The 1,545-nt window shown below is 55.3% G+C and carries 2 protein-coding genes; both read right to left on the bottom strand.

Going from position 1 to position 1,545, the window contains the following annotated elements; all coding sequences use genetic code 11:
- Positions 1 to 4: 4 nt before the first annotated feature.
- Positions 5 to 733, bottom strand: coding sequence for a TVP38/TMEM64 family protein (locus ACOVRA_RS07200; RefSeq protein WP_421719691.1), 729 nt, complete (start codon positions 731 to 733; stop codon positions 5 to 7).
- A gap of 2 nt (positions 734 to 735) precedes the next feature.
- The coding region (locus tag ACOVRA_RS07205; protein ID WP_421719692.1) for a DUF547 domain-containing protein at positions 736 to 1,545 on the bottom strand (810 nt) is incomplete at its 5' end.

Here is a 1,545-nt window from a genome sequence, read left to right on the forward strand (position 1 = left end):
TGGCTCATGCTTGTTTCCGTCTCGATTGGACAAATTTCCACGCGCTAGGCAGCAGCGCTAAGACTGCCAATCCCACCAGAGGTCCCATCACTTCGGGGCTATAAATGATCTTCAAGTTTGGCGTTTGTCCTTGGGAGATCAAATGCTCAATCCCATTGCCCAGCGAGGCGTAAACATAACAACCGGGCAGAATGCCAATCGCAGTTGCTAGCACAAAGGTTCGCAATGGCACGCCCAAGAAGCCAGCGGCCAGATTGATGCCAAAGAAAGGCGCGATGGGCAGAAGCCGCAAGGTCAATAGATAGCCGAAAGCATTTTCCTGAAAGCCTTTTTCCAGTCGGTCGATAAAACCACCAGCCCGCGCGCGCAGGCCTCCGCCTAAGGCAGACTGGGTCGCCATGAATAAAATCGTGCCGCCAATGGTTGCGGAGGTCGAGGCAATGGCGGTCGCGAAAATCGGTCCAAACAAAGGGCCAAACATCGGTCCAAACAGAAAGCCGCCCGCAATCGTGATCCAAATTGCGCCGGGCAGAGCAATTGTCGTGGCGAGGATATAAATCCCCATATAGCACGCGATGACCAACAAAGGCTTGGTTGTCACCAAGTCGCGCAACACTTCGCTCTGCTTGGTCAGAACGTCAAACGACAGATATTTGTGCCAGCCCATCGAAATGGCGAGCATCAGACCCAAGGCGATGACCACCAGCGGGCCGAAACGTTTGATGGCTTGCATGTTTAAGAACCTGACGTCGCATTGATGGACCAATCATAATCATCGCCCAAAATCCGGGCATTAGTCATTTGGGCCAATAGGGTGGGTGCCGCATAGCGGCGCAAATGGGTTAGAATGCCGGCCTCATTATTCCCAAAATCAACTTTGAACCATTGATAAATGGAGGAGACGCGCAGTTTTTGCGGTCCGACGACACGAACCCCGCGCGGCGAATTGATGAAGGCGCGGGCGGCCGCATCGAGATCGGCATCCAAGGTCTCTGCCCGCCAACCACGTCGGCCCAGATTGGGGCAGCCGATGGAGGCGCAATTGACAGAATAATGGACGCGCGGGTCACGCCATTGCTTGCGCAAAATCCCATGTTCAATATCGTCGAGCGAGAGTTGCTTGCCCTCCACCCGCACGCGCGGTTCTTTCCACGGGCCCGTCGCCAGAAGGCTTGGCTTAATGTCTCGGATGGATTTGACGGGGAAGCGCGCCAGCACCACTTGAATGGTGATGGCGTTATACAGATTGGCCCATGTGGCAAATTGGTTGGCCTTAGGCAGGGCAGAAATTTTCAGGCCTGCAAGCCCGGCGACCACGGCATCCAGTGCGCGCATGTCTGCCGCATTGGCCTTCCAAGCCGCATAATCGACCCGGTTCAGGCCATTAGAATCAGGGCGCACGTAGCGGCCTAAAAGCTCATCCCACATCGCCTGCGGCGACTTTCCAGGTGCCGCTTCTAAGTCTGGCGGGGTCAGGGTCATCAGGGCCGCACTTCCAATTACAAGGCTTCTGCGCGAAATCATGGTCACTCCTAACCTATTCTT

The organism is Aquidulcibacter sp. (assembly GCF_049239865.1).
In the GTDB taxonomy this organism is placed as follows: Bacteria; Pseudomonadota; Alphaproteobacteria; order Caulobacterales; family Aquidulcibacteraceae; genus Aquidulcibacter.

Coding starts and splice junctions, on each gene's coding strand:
- ACOVRA_RS07200 (WP_421719691.1), bottom strand. CDS start 733: ATGCAAGCCATCAAACGTTTCGGCCCGCTGGTGGTCATCGCCTTGGGT.